This is a genomic window from Haladaptatus halobius, from assembly GCF_020618475.1.
GTDB lineage: Archaea > Halobacteriota > Halobacteria > Halobacteriales > Haladaptataceae > Haladaptatus > Haladaptatus halobius.
Map to the genome: position 1 here is coordinate 180,713 of NZ_CP085340.1, position 16,000 is coordinate 196,712.

11 protein-coding genes and 1 pseudogene are annotated in these 16,000 nt (G+C 55.0%); 3 read left to right on the forward strand and 9 right to left on the reverse strand.

Annotated features, from left to right (window positions below; all coding sequences use genetic code 11):
• Nucleotides 1–32: 32 nt before the first annotated feature.
• The 6 genes from LIW51_RS34275 to LIW51_RS34300 form a co-directional block, all read right to left on the reverse strand.
• Nucleotides 33–1,373: a metallophosphoesterase gene (locus tag LIW51_RS34275; RefSeq protein ID WP_227380477.1), complete on the reverse strand. Its 1,341-nt coding sequence runs from the start codon at nucleotides 1,371–1,373 to the stop codon at nucleotides 33–35.
• 130 nt (nucleotides 1,374–1,503) lie between these two features.
• Nucleotides 1,504–2,238 carry a universal stress protein gene (locus LIW51_RS34280; RefSeq protein WP_227380478.1) on the reverse strand — a complete coding sequence of 245 codons (735 nt, stop codon included), beginning with the start codon at nucleotides 2,236–2,238 and terminating at the stop codon, nucleotides 1,504–1,506.
• 2 nt (nucleotides 2,239–2,240) lie between these two features.
• Nucleotides 2,241–3,671, reverse strand: a complete 1,431-nt coding sequence (locus tag LIW51_RS34285; protein ID WP_227380479.1) for an APC family permease — start codon at nucleotides 3,669–3,671, stop codon at nucleotides 2,241–2,243.
• A 158-nt stretch (nucleotides 3,672–3,829) separates the two neighbouring features.
• On the reverse strand, nucleotides 3,830–5,638 hold the full coding sequence (locus tag LIW51_RS34290; RefSeq protein WP_227380537.1) for an SLC13 family permease: 1,809 nt from the start codon (nucleotides 5,636–5,638) through the stop codon (nucleotides 3,830–3,832).
• A 1,054-nt stretch (nucleotides 5,639–6,692) separates the two neighbouring features.
• Nucleotides 6,693–8,036 carry an MFS transporter gene (locus LIW51_RS34295; protein WP_227380480.1) on the reverse strand — a complete coding sequence of 448 codons (1,344 nt, stop codon included), beginning with the start codon at nucleotides 8,034–8,036 and terminating at the stop codon, nucleotides 6,693–6,695.
• Nucleotides 8,037–8,319: 283 nt separating this feature from the next.
• Nucleotides 8,320–9,228 carry a winged helix-turn-helix domain-containing protein gene (locus LIW51_RS34300; protein WP_227380481.1) on the reverse strand — a complete coding sequence of 303 codons (909 nt, stop codon included), beginning with the start codon at nucleotides 9,226–9,228 and terminating at the stop codon, nucleotides 8,320–8,322.
• Nucleotides 9,229–9,716: 488 nt separating this feature from the next.
• Here LIW51_RS34300 and LIW51_RS34305 point away from each other — a divergent pair, with 488 nt between their 5' ends.
• The 3 genes and pseudogenes from LIW51_RS34305 to LIW51_RS34315 all read left to right on the forward strand — a co-directional run bounded on the left by LIW51_RS34305 (nucleotide 9,717) and on the right by LIW51_RS34315 (nucleotide 12,879).
• Nucleotides 9,717–10,766 (forward strand): TSUP family transporter, encoded by a 1,050-nt coding sequence (locus LIW51_RS34305; protein WP_227380482.1) that lies wholly within the window; start codon nucleotides 9,717–9,719, stop codon nucleotides 10,764–10,766.
• Between the two features lie 20 nt (nucleotides 10,767–10,786).
• Nucleotides 10,787–11,978, forward strand: a pseudogene (locus LIW51_RS34310) (SLC13 family permease); the annotation flags it as partial.
• 25 nt (nucleotides 11,979–12,003) lie between these two features.
• Entirely contained in the window at nucleotides 12,004–12,879 is an 876-nt protein-coding gene (locus LIW51_RS34315) for a universal stress protein (RefSeq protein ID WP_227380483.1), read from the forward strand.
• Between the two features lie 99 nt (nucleotides 12,880–12,978).
• On the opposite strand, the gene LIW51_RS34320 is transcribed toward LIW51_RS34315, so the two are convergent.
• From LIW51_RS34320 to LIW51_RS34330, 3 genes are all read right to left on the reverse strand, one after another.
• Entirely contained in the window at nucleotides 12,979–13,428 is a 450-nt protein-coding gene (locus LIW51_RS34320) for a universal stress protein (RefSeq protein WP_227380484.1), read from the reverse strand.
• A 496-nt stretch (nucleotides 13,429–13,924) separates the two neighbouring features.
• The gene (locus LIW51_RS34325; protein ID WP_227380538.1) at nucleotides 13,925–14,542 is read right to left on the reverse strand and encodes an HD domain-containing protein; all 618 of its coding nucleotides are present in this window, start codon (nucleotides 14,540–14,542) and stop codon (nucleotides 13,925–13,927) included.
• A gap of 611 nt (nucleotides 14,543–15,153) precedes the next feature.
• Entirely contained in the window at nucleotides 15,154–15,852 is a 699-nt protein-coding gene (locus tag LIW51_RS34330) for a haloacid dehalogenase type II (RefSeq protein ID WP_227380485.1), read from the reverse strand.
• Between the last annotated feature and the right edge of the window lie 148 nt (nucleotides 15,853–16,000).

Sequence of the window (16,000 nt, forward strand, 5' to 3'; positions counted from 1 at the left end):
ACTCGGGCCGACTGCTCATCATCCTTGGCCGCTCATTCAACCACCTCTGGGGTCGATTCAGGCGGCGTATCCTCAACAACTGCTCGGCGGGGAAGCTGTGGCTTCGGTTTCCGACCGAGCGTGAGAAGGCGCTCGGTGAGGGTGAGCTCCTCCGTTCCGGGGCTCGGCTTTTCGATCGCTTCGAACTCGACTGTCACGTGCTCGGATTCTACGGCGATGCGGACGGCGCACAGCTGGTATGACGGATAGAAAACCGACGGGAGGAGTCCGATGATGCCGTCACGACGGTGGAGGCGCTTGAGCCACGTTCCGCTGTTGACGAGCAGCCCTTCTCCGACTTCTTGGACCGTCGGGCGGTGAGTGTGGCCGTGGCAGAAGATTGCCGTCTCTGGACGCTCGGCGAAGATTTTGCGGGCGGCTTCCTCGTAGGGAGCCTCGGTGTCGACGGTGAGTTCGGTCTCGAAGACACCGAAACGGCCGATCGTCTTCCTGATGTCCCGACGAAGGAGATGCAACGGAACGCCCACGAGCAACAGCAGTCCAGCGACGGACACGTTGATCGCGAGCAGGAACCAGACCACAGTCCCGGCAGTGCCAAACTGACCGAGGAACGCAGTGGTCCACTCGACGGGTGTCGACCAGACACCGATCAGATCGAGTCCGGCGAGTACCGCGAGGACGGCACTGACGTTGAATAGAAGCAGGAACGGGACCAAGGCGTATCGCAGAAGCGGGTTCATCTCGCGGTAGAAGTACTTCGAGAGCAGCCACACCGGCATCCGCTCGGTCGGTGTAACCGCCTGGAGATCCTTCAGCCAGTTGTATCGACCTCGCCCCCGGTCGGAGAGCTGACCCGCCCGGCTGGTCACGAGCGTGTTGTAGTAGTAGCCGATCGGGGTCGCATTGGGGTTCCCCCAGTCTTCGATTCGGTTGTTTGGATCCTGCTGGTGGCCGTGCTCGAAGTGGATCGCGCGGTCGCCGACCGGGCGTGTGATTGACTCCGTCTGGACGAGGGTGACGTTGTACTCTGCGAAGCGCTCGACGTACTCGTCGTAGGCCGCGAGTTCGTGGTCGTGGTTGCCCGGCAACAGGGTGATGGGGATGATCTCGCCGGTTGCACGCAACTGCTCGAACAATGCTGGGTACGTTTCCACAAGAATATCGAACTTCCTCATCCCTTCGACGGTTGTGAACTCCCAGAGCCCGAAGGCATCGCCGTTGATCACGAGTTCGACGCTTTCGTCAGTCTTTTCTAGCCGCTCGAGGAAGTGGAGTAACTCGTCGAGAAACGGGAGCTCTTCCAGTTGCTCGTCGCCGCCGATATGGAGGTCGCTGATCACGTAATACACGCGGTCGTCGGCGTTGCCGACCATTGTATCAAAGTTCCAAGCCTATTTTAAATATGTTGTTCTTTGGTAGTTCGGAGTGTGTACGCCCCCCCCCAATCCACTCGTCGCAAACTCCGTTGGAGCGGTTTCAATCACGGTTATTTCCGTACTCTCCTTACTCCGCCTCATCGTCCGAAGCTGGTTCGCGCTGAACCACGAATACCGGACCGAGAAACCGATCGGCGACTTGGTCGGCTGGCATCCCGAACACGAACGTCGCCAGAGACGGGTCGGATTCACCCATGACCACCACATCGAACGTGTCAGCTACGTCCACGATCGCGTCGAGGGTATCTTGGTCGCGATCGATCCGTGTCTCGATAGTCGACGCGTCCATGCCGAATTCTGCCAATCGGTCTGTCACCCCATCAAGGAGTGTCTGGATATCGTCGTCCGTTTCGTCCTCATCCGCGACGTGATATAACGTCACGGCGGCATCCGTGTCCCCGAACACGCCGGCGACGACACGGGCAAGACGGTCAATCCCGACGGCACCACGGACAGCAACCAGTACGTCTTCGACCGGGCCTGTCGCGTTCGGGACGAGAACGGCCATGCAGTCGTGCTCAGCAATCGTGCGATCGATCGTCTTCTGCCCGTCGTGGGTGAACACGAGGCGCCGCTCGACGGTCGCCCCCGCCTCCTCGAAAATCCGCTCGTATTTGTCGAGCCGCTGGGTGGCCCGCTCCTCAAACTGCATTTGTGCCTGTCCCGGTGCCGTCTGTTCCGGGATGACATGATAACCAAGCAATACGACGTTGGCGTTCGCGAGGAGTTCGGGCACACCCTCTGGGACCGATTCTCCTTCGAGCACGCGGATCGGGATGAGTATCGATGGCTGGTCTATCATTGTCAGATGTCTCCTTTGAGGGTAACGCTTCCCGCGTAATATCGGTACCACACGTAGGACACGATCATGATCACGATACCGATGCCAATTGATGCGGGTTGCATGAAGGCGATCAATCCGAAGCTCGCGAGGGCACCCACCGCCGGAACCACCGGATATCCGGGAACACGGTAGCTGGGAGAGTACCACTCGGGATTGCGCCGTCGTAACACGAGCAGCGCGACGCACATCAGTCCGTACATGATCAGATGGAGGAACGAGGCGACCTCCGCGAGCAGTTCGACCTGACCGGTCGCGACGAGGACGAGGATCGGTCCTCCAGCAGCGAGCAGCGCGACGTGTGGCGTGCCGTACCTGAGGTTGACTTGGCTCGCCTTTCTGGGGAGTAAGGCATCACGGCTCAGCGCATACACCGCTCGCGAGGCGCTGAGGATCGACGCGTTCGCGCTGGAGAACGTCGCCAACAGCCCGGCGCCCAGAATCGCGATCGCACCCGGCAGCCCGAGGAAGTCGCGTGCCACCTCGACCATCGCCGTCTCCCCGAACTGCCCCAGCCGGTCGGCACCGAACGCGCTGGTCGCGACGAAGATCGTCACGACGTAGAAGACCGTGACGATCAGGACCGAACCGACCATCGCCAGCGGGAGGTTCCGACCCGGCTGTTTGATCTCGCCCGCAACGGTCGCGACCTGGGCGAACCCCAGGTACGACGTGAACACGAGCGCCGCGGTCGTCAACACCGGAAAGTATCCTCTGGAAAAGAACTGCTCCGGAACGGTTCCACCTCCGAACACGCCCACAGCGTCGAGGACACCGTACGAAAGAAAGCCCGTGAGCACCACGAGGAGGATTCCCACCACCACGTTCTGAATCTTCGAGGTGTTCTCTGTGCCGCCGATGCTCACCGCCGTCAGAGCTGCCCCGAACAGCAGTCCAATCCCGACAACGGGACTGAACGGGAGTCCAAAACCGAGTTCGGCGAACACGGCGCTCGCGTAGTGACCGAGCCCGACGAGATAGAACGCGGCGGCGAACATCAGGCCTAGCCACAGCCCCAGCCCGACGATCGCACCGTAGGCTGACCCCATCCCCCGCGAGACGAAGTAGTAGCCGCCACCGCTCCGGGGCATCGCCGTGGCGAGTTCCGAGGTTGGTAGCGCCACGAGCAACGCGATCAGCCCGCCTATCGCAAACGAGAGGGTGGCTGCGAGACCGGCGTTGGCGGCCGCCAGCCCCGGGAAGACGAAGATACCCGCACCGATCATGGTACCGATCCCGATCGCTAATCCGCCGACCAGCCCGATGGTCCGTTCGAGCTCGACGTCGTCGTCGTGGACGGTCGTGTCGTCGGTGACGGCTTCCGGCTCTTCGACGGGAGCCTCACCAGCGATATTCCGGCCAGCGGGTTCGGCGTCGACGGACTGATCGGCCATAGGAACAGTTGTCACAGCCGTCGGATAAAACCGCAGGCTGGATCGACGGTCCCGTACGGACGAGCGACGAACAGCGAAACTGCCCCGAAATCCTCCGACCGTTCACGGCAGCGTCGCTGTTGGGCGCTCAGGAGCGGTCCTCGATCCGGGGACCCAGCTCATACACGGACGCCCCAGAAGAACGCGATCCCGAGGACAGTGACGATCGACAGAAGGAACTGCAACGGCGCGCCGACGCGGAGGAAGTCTGAAAATGTGTAGCCACCAGGCCCGTAGACGAAGAGATTCGTCTGATACCCGATCGGGGTCATAAACGCTGTCGAGGCCGCGAACGTAACGGCCAGGACGAACGCGAACGCGTTCGCCCCGATCGACTGGGCGGCGCTGGCAGCGACGGGAATCATCAATACGACGCTCGCGTTGTTGCTGATGACGCTCGTCAACAGGCCGGTCGCGAGATAGAACACCCACAGGACGCCGATCGTGGGCAGGAATGTCGCCGTCGAGGCGACGGCGCCCCCGAGAAGCGCAGCAGCCCAAGTCTGCTGAAGGGCGATTCCCAGCGGGATAACACCTGCGAGGAGGAAGATCACGTTCCACTCGACAGACGAATAGAGTTCGGTCGGTTTGAGAACACCGGTGAAGACCATCGCCACCACCCCCGCTAACGCTGAGACGACAATCGGGAGGATGTTCAGCGCTGGGAGCGCGACCACGCCGGCGATGATGCCGACCGCGAACGGGATCTTCTCGCTCCGATAGGTCACCTCGTCGAACTCGTGGGCGATGATGAAGTCCTCGTTCTCGACGAGTCGAGTGAGGCTATCGGGTGGTGCCTGTACCAGGAGCGTGTCACCGACTCGAATACGGATATCTTCGAATCGATCCCGGACGACGTCACCACGAGTGCGAAAGGCGAGGACGTTCGCGTCGTAGCGCTGTCGGAAGGTCGAACTCGCAAGGGTTTCGCTGACGAGGAACGAACCCGACGGAACGACCACTTCAACGAGGACGGGTTCCTCCTCGTCCGGATGGAGGTCGTCTTCGGTTCGGGGACCTCCCACTAGCGTGAGTCCTTCCGCGTCCATGATGTGTTCGAGCGTCTCCCGGTTCGTTCTGAGCCGGAGCGTGTCGTTCTCGCGAATCTCCTTGCGCGCCAGCGGGTCGGAGAAGCGCTCCCCGTCTCGAATCAACTGTAACACGTCGATGTCGAGGTCATCCTCACCGAACGCTTCCTCGACAGACTGCCCGATCAACGACGAATTCGCCGGAGCGACGACGTCTGCGAGGTACTCCTGGAGAGCATACTCCTCGACGAGGTCCTCGTCGGCTGGAATCCGCTTGGGAAGTAACCGAACGCCGACCGTCATGAGATAGACGGCGCCGACCGCGAAAACGACAATGCCGAGTTTGGTGAACTCGAACATCCCGAACGCGTGCAACCCGAGGTTGGGTGACTCTGCACCGAGTTGGGCTGCAATATTGCTGGCGAGAATGTTCGTCGACGTTCCGATGAGCGTCAGCGTTCCCCCGAGCATCGAGGCGAACGACAGCGGGATGAGCAGCTTTGACGGTGATGTCTTGCCGTTGTGTGCGAGATCGGCGATGACCGGGACCAGAATAGCAACGACGGGCGTATTGTTGATGAGCCCCGAAACCGGCCCGGTGACGCCGATCGTCGTGGCAAGTTGCTTGCGCTGGTCGGTACCGGCGAACGCGGCCATCTTCCGACCGATCAGTTGGACGATGCCGGTTCGGTTGATCCCCGTGCTCAGGATGAGCATGGCCAGTACAGTAATCGTGGCAGGGTTGGCAAATCCCGAGATACCCTCTTGCGGAGAGATTTGTGTCCACGGTTCGAGAACCATCAACAAAACCATCACCAGGATGGCAGTGACGTCGATCGGAAACCATTCGGTCGCAAACAGCACGAGTGCGAGGAGAATGAGTGCGAAAACGACGAGCATCTCGGCCGTCACCGGAGTTGAGGCCACATCTTGGACTGCCAGAGAGGCTGAAGAGAAAGACATACTGCAAAGAGACGTTAACGAGGGAATAGACTGGTATCCGGACCAACTGATCGACTGAGCGTTTCAACTGATTCTGGTTGGGGTTCCCGTCGAGAATCGGTGCGACCGTCTTTGTGGTATCGTCCGGCCATGCGCCAGAAGTTGCGACCGGTGCTCTCAATGCATTGTGAAGACGAGTGGCTGGTACACGGGTGTTAATAGAAGAAGCGAGGTTCGGAGATTGTCTCGTTCCTGGATTGTTGCTATTGAATTGAAAATATGGTACTCCTTTTTTGATCGCAGCGACCAATTCCCTCACAAAATACTCATAGGTTCACCGATTATTCTAACACACAAGAATCATGTCCTCCACTAAATCGAATCCGCCATTCACTGAGCGTCTTTTTGATATCAACCGGCTCGTCTTTCTTGTCCTCGTAGGGGTTGTCGCAGTTGGACTCAACAATGCTGGTTTACCACTATTTGGGATTAACACTGTGTCAGAGGCGATCTAATCCTTTCTAATCTTAGTCGTAGGTGGATATCTAGGGTTGACAGCTTTTGATTTGCTGTGGGACCACTATTACGGAATGTAGTCAATTACGGCGGAGTCGATCTGTTGATGCAAGTCGAAGTGGCTGGCGAATGCGAGCGACCGCCTCTTGTGACGGCAAACATGGTTCTCACGCTGCTAAAGCAGACTGGCATTGGATAGTTCGGTGGTACGACACAGTGAACGCCCGTGGATGAGCAACAGCGTTGGCTCAAACGATCCGCAAATCCCGGAAACGCTATAATACTAACTAGAATTGACCATAGACTCCGGTTTGAAATGGTTGTAGATCGATGAATCAGTCAAAATCGTGCATTTTGGGACCTCTATACTGGGTGTAGTCTCATCTTCCACTCCGAGTCAGAAGTTGCGACCGGTGCTCTCAATGCATAGATTCTCACCCTCCTCGATTTGTTCACTCATTCTCCGACAAAACAGCTATCACATCCGTTTCGTGTATTACTCGATCGTTACACGATCAGGGGATGGTAACTCACGAAGCTCTGGATTCAGAAGTACATACAACGCCAATGCGATCGCTGCGACCCCGAGTGCAGCCATCGCAGCTCGAGGACTGACCCAGCCAGCGAACACTCCTCCAGCTAGCGAACCAATTGGAACCATGGATGCTGACGCCGATCCGTAAATGCTACTCACCCGTCCAACCTTCTCTGCTGGCGGTGCGGCTTGAAACACTGTGGCTACATACACAGAAACAATCCCGATCGGAATGTTAGTCAGCGCAAAGAGCAGCCCCGTCAAAGGGAGCCAGTTCGCGAGGAGTGCACCACTCCAAAGGAGCCCTGCAATGGTGTATCCGACAATCATGCTCCCTCCCAATGGACGTGTCGCAATGAAGTTTGAGGCGAGGGCTCCGACGAAGCCGCCGGCTGCGATTGATCCCATGAGAATCCCATACGCACCAGCTGCACCGATTTGACTCACCACTTCTGGAACGACAAGGGAGTCAGCGTACGCAGGTGTCGCTGCCAGCATCATCCCAACCGAAAAGTTGGCAGCTACTGCCCCGGCAAGTAGCGGCACAAGAGGTGTCCCACGAAGAACGCCCACTCCTTCGCGCATACGCGTCAAGTAGAAGTCGGAGTCTTCCGCTCCCGTGTATGAACCGTCACCGTCTGTAACTATTGAATTTCCGCTGTCCTTGGCTTGCCTCTCGTCACCTGACAACGTCGAGGGTTCTTCGGACTGGTTGTCATCCGGTACCGTATTTGCAGATGGGATCGAGACAGTTGCAAATACGATCGCAGCGATTCCGAACGTAATGGCGTCAAGGACAAACAATGCAATCGCGCTGAAAAGACCAATAAGGACACCACCAACCCCATTCGCTACCATGTCGAACCCTTGGTAGGCGACCGAAAACGCTGAATTGGCCGCGACCAGTTCTTCTCTATTGAGGATTCGTGGGAGTGCGGTACTCTGCGCCGGATACACTAACTGGTTGAGTGCCGAAAGGACGGGCATTACGATGAGCACTAACTCGACGGTAAGGAATCCGAAAACATGGGTTATCGGAATCACCGAGACGACAACCGCCTGAATGAGTTGTGTGCCGACGAGCGTTCGGCGAATCGACCACCGATCAACCAGTGGTCCTGCGAGGAACTGAAACACTTGTGGGGTCATTGTCACGAAACCAGCGATTCCTGTGTAGACCGGATCATTCGTCAAACTGTAGACGAGCCACATCGCGGCGACAAGATAGAAGCTGTCACCAACATTGGTTATTACACGACCTGTAAACAACCGACGAAACGTCCGATTTCGAAAGGCTTCACGCATATTCTGATCAATCGAACGATGAGGCCATAAATATAATTAGAATGATATTTCTGTTACGGGTTGTACAGAAGTCTTATTCTGTATTTCAGTTGGCAATTCAATCAAGTTCGGTCTCACGAAGAGAATCAACTCATACCAGCTTCAGGTGTTTTCTATCAGATCACGGCGAGTCCGTTTGACGACCAACGGAGCCGTTTCTCCAATACGTGCGAAGAGCTCCCAGTGATCAGATTCTGTACTGAGAATACCGTTTTGACCGATAGATAACGCGAACACCATCAAGTTACGTGTCTATCTCGATGATGTCGAACGCTTCGTCAACGACAACGCTAAGAGTGGAGTCACCAGCTCGGTACGTTACATCCAATTGGATTGGATTTCGGCTTTCGATATCTACCTTAACTGGACTGAGTTCAGACAGCTCCCAGATAAACCGCTCCTGAACGACAATTCCATTCTCGTAGTGAAAACTGGCAACACCAGGCTCAGCGAGCAAGAGTGCATGGTATAATGCAACTTGCGACTCGGTGCCACACTGTTGGCAATCAAACAGAACTACTGGATCGAGAGACTGCCTATTCGAGTTTTCAAACTCAATTTCTGATGATCGATCTCCATCCATCGCGTCAACTAGTTCTACAGTTGGCTTCATCTGTCCGTTACAGAATGGGCAGAAGCCGTTGGTGACTTGTTGAACTTTCGTCCGGAAATACTGACTCACAGTTTCAGGAATCTCATTCCGGTCGTACCCGGCAAACACAGAAGGCGGAATGGGAGCCTCCCAACCGGATGGACAAGATGAACAAGAATCACACCCGATGCGGACGGTTTCATTTTCATACCGTAGCATTAGAGGGTCACCACTATTTTGGCACGAGTGATTCAACACGATCGGATCGAGAGTCCCGTCCGCTGTGTACATTCCCGACGCAATCGCCCCGTTCACGTGCTTGCCCGCTTGTGTCAGCTGATATCCTCCATCGGTCTTGATGACGAATTGTCCTATGAGCTTGTCCAAGTGGTAGTTGAATTGGCCAGGGTCGCGCATTCCGACGGTCCGCCGTAACTCCGAAAAGGGTATCGTTTGAACATCGGATTTCCAGAGCACCTGTAGGATTTTGAGGCGTGTCTCGTTGGAGAGAGCAGCAAACGCCTCCTCAGGCTCAGTCTGCTGGACGAACTGGTCACTCATATCTCTCTCTTAGAGACGTTTTCTCATAGGGATACCGGGGAATTGCGTGATGCACAGCCTCTCCCTCACAGAGATATGGGGTTCCAGCATCTACTGATTAGGGATGTTCTTGAGAGCACAGTGTTCACCCCCCTGCAGTGTCATCGACGCAGGCTTCGCGACGCGCTGTCTTTCGGCGTTGCTCAGAAGTTGAGACCAGCGCTCCCAATGCATCTGGATTCTCCTCAAAATCAGGTCGGATTGTGACCGGAGTACCGACAACGGTCAAAGAGTGAAGGTGCACTCCCAGCTCGTTGTTCGCTTTGGAAGTTCCATCTTCAAAGCGAGTAACGGTGACTGACTACTTGCTAAGCCCGACCAAAACTTATTTGATATAAATTGTCTTACAAAAAGACGGCGAGTATTTTGATTTTGACTGTCCGAAAAAGTAAAGATGTTGAGCATCGTCAGATTACTACACCTTCCAGCTTTCCGGGGTGGGGATAGCAATGGATTCTGAAGAAGAACAGACTATCGAGGATGGAGTAAAATATATTGAACAGAATATCGTGGGACTCGAAGCTGAACTCGTCGACATCGAACCAATCGAAATCGGCAAGGAGGCACAGCAGTTAGACGTTAATCGCACGCTCATCGAGCGGATGCGCTTACCCCGTTCGACCCTTCGCCGTCTCGGCTACCTCGGATTCATCTACTTCCTCGGATTGGCAGTGATGGTGCCGTTTTTCGGCACCACAACTGAGACGTTCCTGTTGCCACTCATTCCGGCTGTTGTCATTCTAGCCCTTTCATTCGAGCTGATGGACTCGGCGGCTGGCATGGGCTTTGGAACCGCGCTCGCACCGCTCTTGTTCATCTTGGGCTACAGCCCGCTGGCGGTGACACCTGTTCTCCTCATCTCCGAGACGATCACCGGGTTCGTCTCAGGGGCTGTCCACCACGAACTGAAGAACGCCTCGTTTTCATTTCGTCCACTGAACTCAGAAACCAAAACAATGCTCCTCTTGGGCAGCGTCGGTGCCGTCGCGAGCATTGTCTCTATCGTGCTAACGTATTTCGCGCTCTCGTTACCTGAGTCGTACATCGAAACATACGTTTCGCTGCTTGTCCTCGCGATGGGGTTGATCGGATTGATTCGGGCACGCATCGCGACGACGATCGAGTACAAGCCGCGCCGGTTAGTAGCCTTTGCAGCACTTGCTGGCGTCAACAAGGGTATTGGTGGTGGTGGCTACGGTCCGGTCGTCACGCTCGGCCAGGTTCTGTCGGGTGTATATGAGAAGAGCGCGACTGCCATTGCGTCACTCGCGGAGAGCATCGTCTCGCTCGTCGGTGTAATTACGTTCTTTGCACTGTCGACGCAGGGAGTGGCTGTCGATCTCGTCCTCTTACCCTCCATCTTCACAGGTGGGTTCTTGGCGGCTATTGGGGCGCCTTACCTCGTGCGCGTCGTGCCGAACCAGGTTTGGCGCTACGTTATTCCGTTGTACGCGTTCACCATCGGCCTCCTCGGTGTGACGATTGGCCTCGAGGTCTGATACCCCTTACAAAAAGATTCAAAGTCGTCGTTCGGGATACATCTGCACTCGTCGGAACGACGGTCGCGAACGCCATTGACGAATCCGAATTCGACGCCGACATTCTCTAACTCATTCGTGATGACGACCGATTCACCGAACCACTTGCAAAGAAGGAAATTCAAGCTGGCGATGTTCTCTTGCTCCGTGCCAGTGGCCGCACGCTCAGACGGCTCGTCACTCTAGACAATCTTGCGATTCGTGGCTCGCTCTCGACCGACGAAGAACTCGAACCCGAGAAGACCGCCGAACAGACTATCGTCGAAGTGGTTATCCCATCGAGTTCGTTTCTCGTCGGAGAGACACTCGACAGTTCGACGTTCCGCCAACGCTACGACGCGAACGTCTTGGCATTCCGGAGCCGTGGAGAGACCATCCGCGACCGACTCGAAGACCTCGCCATTCGGGCAGGAGATACCCTGTTGATTCAAGCTGACACCAATAGCATCGACCGACTCGCACAGAATCGCGACTTCATCCTCGCACACGAGGCGGACGAACCTGACTATCGGACAGACAAAATCCCGCACGCCGTCGCCATCATGGTCGGCGTCGTCGGCTTCGTCGCAACCCCATGGGCGTTCCTCGGAACCATGCTCGCCTCACTGACTGGGGACGAACAGTTCACGATGCTTGCGACGGCGCAACAGGACATCCTCATAACGGCCCTCGCAGGTGTCGTTGCAATGGTTGTTGCAGGCGTTCTCAAACCGAATGAATTGTACGATTCGGTCGATTGGGACGTCATCTTCCTGTTGGCAGGTGTCATCCCGCTCGGTATCGCGCTTGAACAGACCAGTGCGGCTCTGCTCCTGAGACGTGTTGTTGCGGCGTCGGCAGACTTCTTGCCCGTCATCCTCGTACTGTGGGTGTTCTATATCGCGACGGGGCTCATCACTGAAGTCATTAGCAACAATGCGAGTGTCGTCCTGATGATTCCGGTTGCGGCGGCAGCTGCGACGGCGATCCGGTGCAAATCCATTCGCGTTCGTTCTCGCGGTGACGTTCGCGGCAAGTACCGCCTTCCTTGGTCCAGTGGGCTACCAGACGAATCTCTTCGTTTACGGTCCCGGTTGGTACAAGTTCACGGACTACTTCCGGGTCGGGGCACCGCTCCAATTGCTTCTCTCGGCGGTCACTGTCATCGGAATCGCTACGTTGTGGGGCCTCTAATGAACTGATTAGGTGTGGGTGAACCATGTACACAGATGTCTTGATTCCAGTCGACGGAAGCGACGCAAGTCGGCGGGCACTCGAGTATGGTGTCACGTTTGCAACCAATTTCGGAGCGACGATTCACGCACTGTACGTACTTGACCGGGAGGCATTACCTGTCTCCGAAGAGCATGGGCTTCCAGATGAAACGATAACTGCAGAAGTCGCCGATGATGTCGCGTCAGTGTTCGAAGATGTCCAGATGTATGGTAGCGATGCTGGCCTCTCTGTCAAGACGGAACGCCGAGAAGGAGATCCTGTCACGGAAATTCTGCAGTATGTAGCCGAACATGGATGTGATCTCATCGTTCTGAGTCCCACTCAAGAAAGTCGATTCTCACGCTTTCTCCGCCGGAGCGTCACTACGCAAGTCGTTCAAACCGCATCGGTGCCTGTCGTGACCGTCTTAGCCAACGAAACACGCGACACCCCGGAGTGGGAGACCATCTTGCTCGCCACGGATGGGCGAGCAGGGTCGAATCGTGCGACCTCGGAAGCAGTGGAACTCGCAGCTGCACTCGATGCGAATCTTCACATCGTGTATGTCGTTGAAGACCGCTTCCTCAACTCCCCTGTGTTTCGGGATGTCCTCGAACAAGAAGGCGAGCGTGCAACGATGGCAGTTTCGAATCGGGCGACTCAATCCGGGATCAGCACCGTGACCGAGATCACTCAAGGTAACCCTGCTGATGAATTACGTGACTACGCAACCGAGAATGGTGTTGATCTCGTCGTCATGGGTACATATGGTCGAACAGGATTGGATCGCCTCATGCTCGGTAGTGTCACAAGACGCATGATACGACGCGCCGACACACCGATTTTGACCGTTCGGGCTCAAGAACATACGAGTGATTAACCGAGGAGAGGAAACCACTCTACCTGATTTCGCTTTCTAATCGGTATCTATCACGTCGGAACAGGCGTAAAGCCTCGCCCTTCAGAGTGGGGGCGGATGTCACCGAACGATAGTCACCGACATCGGTGCGCGATGAGTCACTTTCTCGGCAACGGAACCGAACAGGACATTTGAAATATCCTCGCTTCCGTGGGTCCCCATGACGATGTGGTTGATCTCGTTCTTGGTGGCGTAGGTCACAATCCCTTTCGGCGCGGATCCCATCTTGACGACGGACTCGAACGGCACATCGTGTTCATCTGCTTTCTTGCGCATCTCCTCATGAAGTTCCTTTGCGTTGTCCCACTCCTTTTGGTACCACTCCTGTGAGAAGGCGGGCATCCCCGCCTTTCCGAGTGGCGACTGATATCCTGGCGTCAGCGGATCAATATCGAACGGATTGATAACGGTAATCGCGATGATTCGCTCGACGGGAAGCGTCAGCGCGTAGTCGAACGCCTCCGCGGCTTTCGACGACCCGTCGAGTGGAACGAGAATATGCTCTCCCATGGGCAGTTATACGGCCGTCATCCCCCTAAAACGATGTTCTCCTATAATGTCACAACTGTTGCTAGGTCAGTAAGCATCTCAAGATTAAATTTTGACGCGTTCTGGTCACTCTACTAATTCTTGTAGTACCATAGAACAGTAATCGTCCGCCGGCTGACGTTCTGCCGGAATCCCGTCTGGTGAGTGGCAACACTCTATAGTCCTATCCAGAGCCACGTAATCTCCTACCAACCCCTGACTCACTCTGAATAGAAGCTCCAGATTGAAGCTGTGTTGAGGTGACGAATCAAGAAGCAAGCGGGAGGTAGGATAAAACACGAGTATCCTTCGAAACTGTGAGAAAATGGGGAGTTGCATAAGTTGAGACCTGGGCTCTCAACGCATATGTCCTCGTAGTTCAGATTGGTCTTTCAGTAGTAAATTAGGCCAATCTATAGTCTCGTGTAGGTCTTGTTCGCAATACTACGATGAATCCGATGTTAGTATTGCAGTGCGGTCAGAGTTGACAGGGTCTTCCGATTTCCTGTTCGTATCGAGTTTTGATGTTCTCGAAGAGTTCTTCCCCGAGCTGAGTCTGGAAACGCGGAGCAGCGGTTGCAAAGAATTCGTCGAGATTGCCGAACACTGAGAAGTGCTCATTTGCCTCAGTTTCATCATAGCGCCCTTTGCGTTCGTATTTGAGTGCCTGAAGGCAGCTGTCGATCAAATCCATATCTTTAATGAACTGCGCAGTTGGGGTTTGACGGGCCTCGTACTCTTCCCAAAGTGCCAGTAGCTTGCCATTCTTGAAGGGCTCAAGGAGATCATCCATTGCGTCTCGCTCTGCTGCTTCTTTTTCGTTGGCGGTGACCGCTTGTTGCCCCTGCTCTGCGCGGGTTGCGATATCTCCTGTACGTGCTTCTGCGAGGTCGTGAATGAGTGCCATCGTCGTGGCTTTCTGCTGATCAATTTCGACCTCCACCTGATCTGCGTACAGAAAACAGAGTGTAGCTGTTCCCCACGTATGAGCGGCAACTGATTCCGGTGAGTCGATATTCCGAAGTTCCCACCCCGTACGTCGTTCATCCTTCAACTCAAGCATTTCAAGTAAGACGTCGAGTTCGTCGGTCATTATGTGCAGGATGGTGCGCCTGATAGTTGGGAATATCGGAATAACGACTCGCTTTAGACTAATGCCCCTTTGTAAATCTCTTGTCGAAGAGTTATGAAATTTTGCAGCTACTCGTCCTCTGAATCTCTGGTTTTCAAAAGTCGTCAGCGCAGAAGTTGAGACTGGCTCTCTCAATGCATGTACAACTGAGAATAAACGCATGGAGTGACTGATTACTTGCTGAATCAGACCATAAGTTATTTGATACTAACTATTCTACGAATAGAGAGTAGAGGCATATGACCCGCTGGCTTGTGATTCGGCCGGTCGCTAATTCGGAGAATAGTTAGAATAATAACTAGATCCGATGTCTGAACTCCAGTTTGAAGCGCTTGCAGAAGGTAGATTGGCTGAAATCGTGCATTCTGGGCTCTCTATAGCTGGTGTAGTCTCATCTTCCCGAATTTGCTAGAAGTTGAGACTGCGTCGCTCAATGCATATGGAAGTAGCACTTGTCTCGTCACTTCGTTTCAGCAGGGCCTCACCGGAAGAGCCGATACAAAGAAAGTGAAAACAGAGTAACCAGCCATCGAAAAATGAAATGCATTCAAATACGTTGAGTACTTATCTAGGGATCACACCTCCGTGTTCTCCATCGTCAGCGACTCTGCCAATTCGTGAAAGCTTTCGATGATCACATCAGGTTCTCTCCCGTATGGTTCCCACGCTCGGCCTTTTCGATTGAGCCAGACGCCTTGCATCCCGGCGTTCAGCGCCCCATTCACATCACTCCAACTTGCGGTTACGTGAACGAGGTTTCCGAGGGGCACGCCAATGTGTTCGGCTGTGTATTCGTATAACTCCCGTGCCGGCTTATACAGATGGATGTCATCGGCGCTAATCACACCGGTGATGACGTCTGCAAGGTTGGTATGGTCGACCAAAGAATCGAGCAGTGCTAGATCACCATTGGAGAGGATATGAATGTCGTACCCGGTATCGCGGATGGTCTCAAGCCCTCCTCGAACATCATCGAATACATCCAATTCATGGTACACCGAGAGTATCTCCTCGATCTCATCGACGGTCAGGTCTACGTCGAAGACATCGAGGGCGTATTTGAGTGCGAGCCGGTGTCGATCTACTGCTGACCGATAGACGTTGATTTCGTTTCCAACCATCGCATATTCACGCGTGCGAAGTTGCCACACCCGGGCAAGTGCTGTGGCCTCGGGGGTATGGGCTTCAAGCGCCTTTCGCGACGACTCAACATCTACAAGGGTGCTGTACGAATCAACAACCACCGATTCGATGCGGGATGGATCTATCCCCATGTTGATGGTAGGATTTTCTCGTTATAAATGAGTCTGGTCAAGACAATATTGGCAAAAGGTGTGGTGAGAAGTCTACTTTACCTATACCAAGCCCCAGCAACCGTATTCAGCCAATCACTGTGGTAGTCAATTAGTACATGCTTCCGAC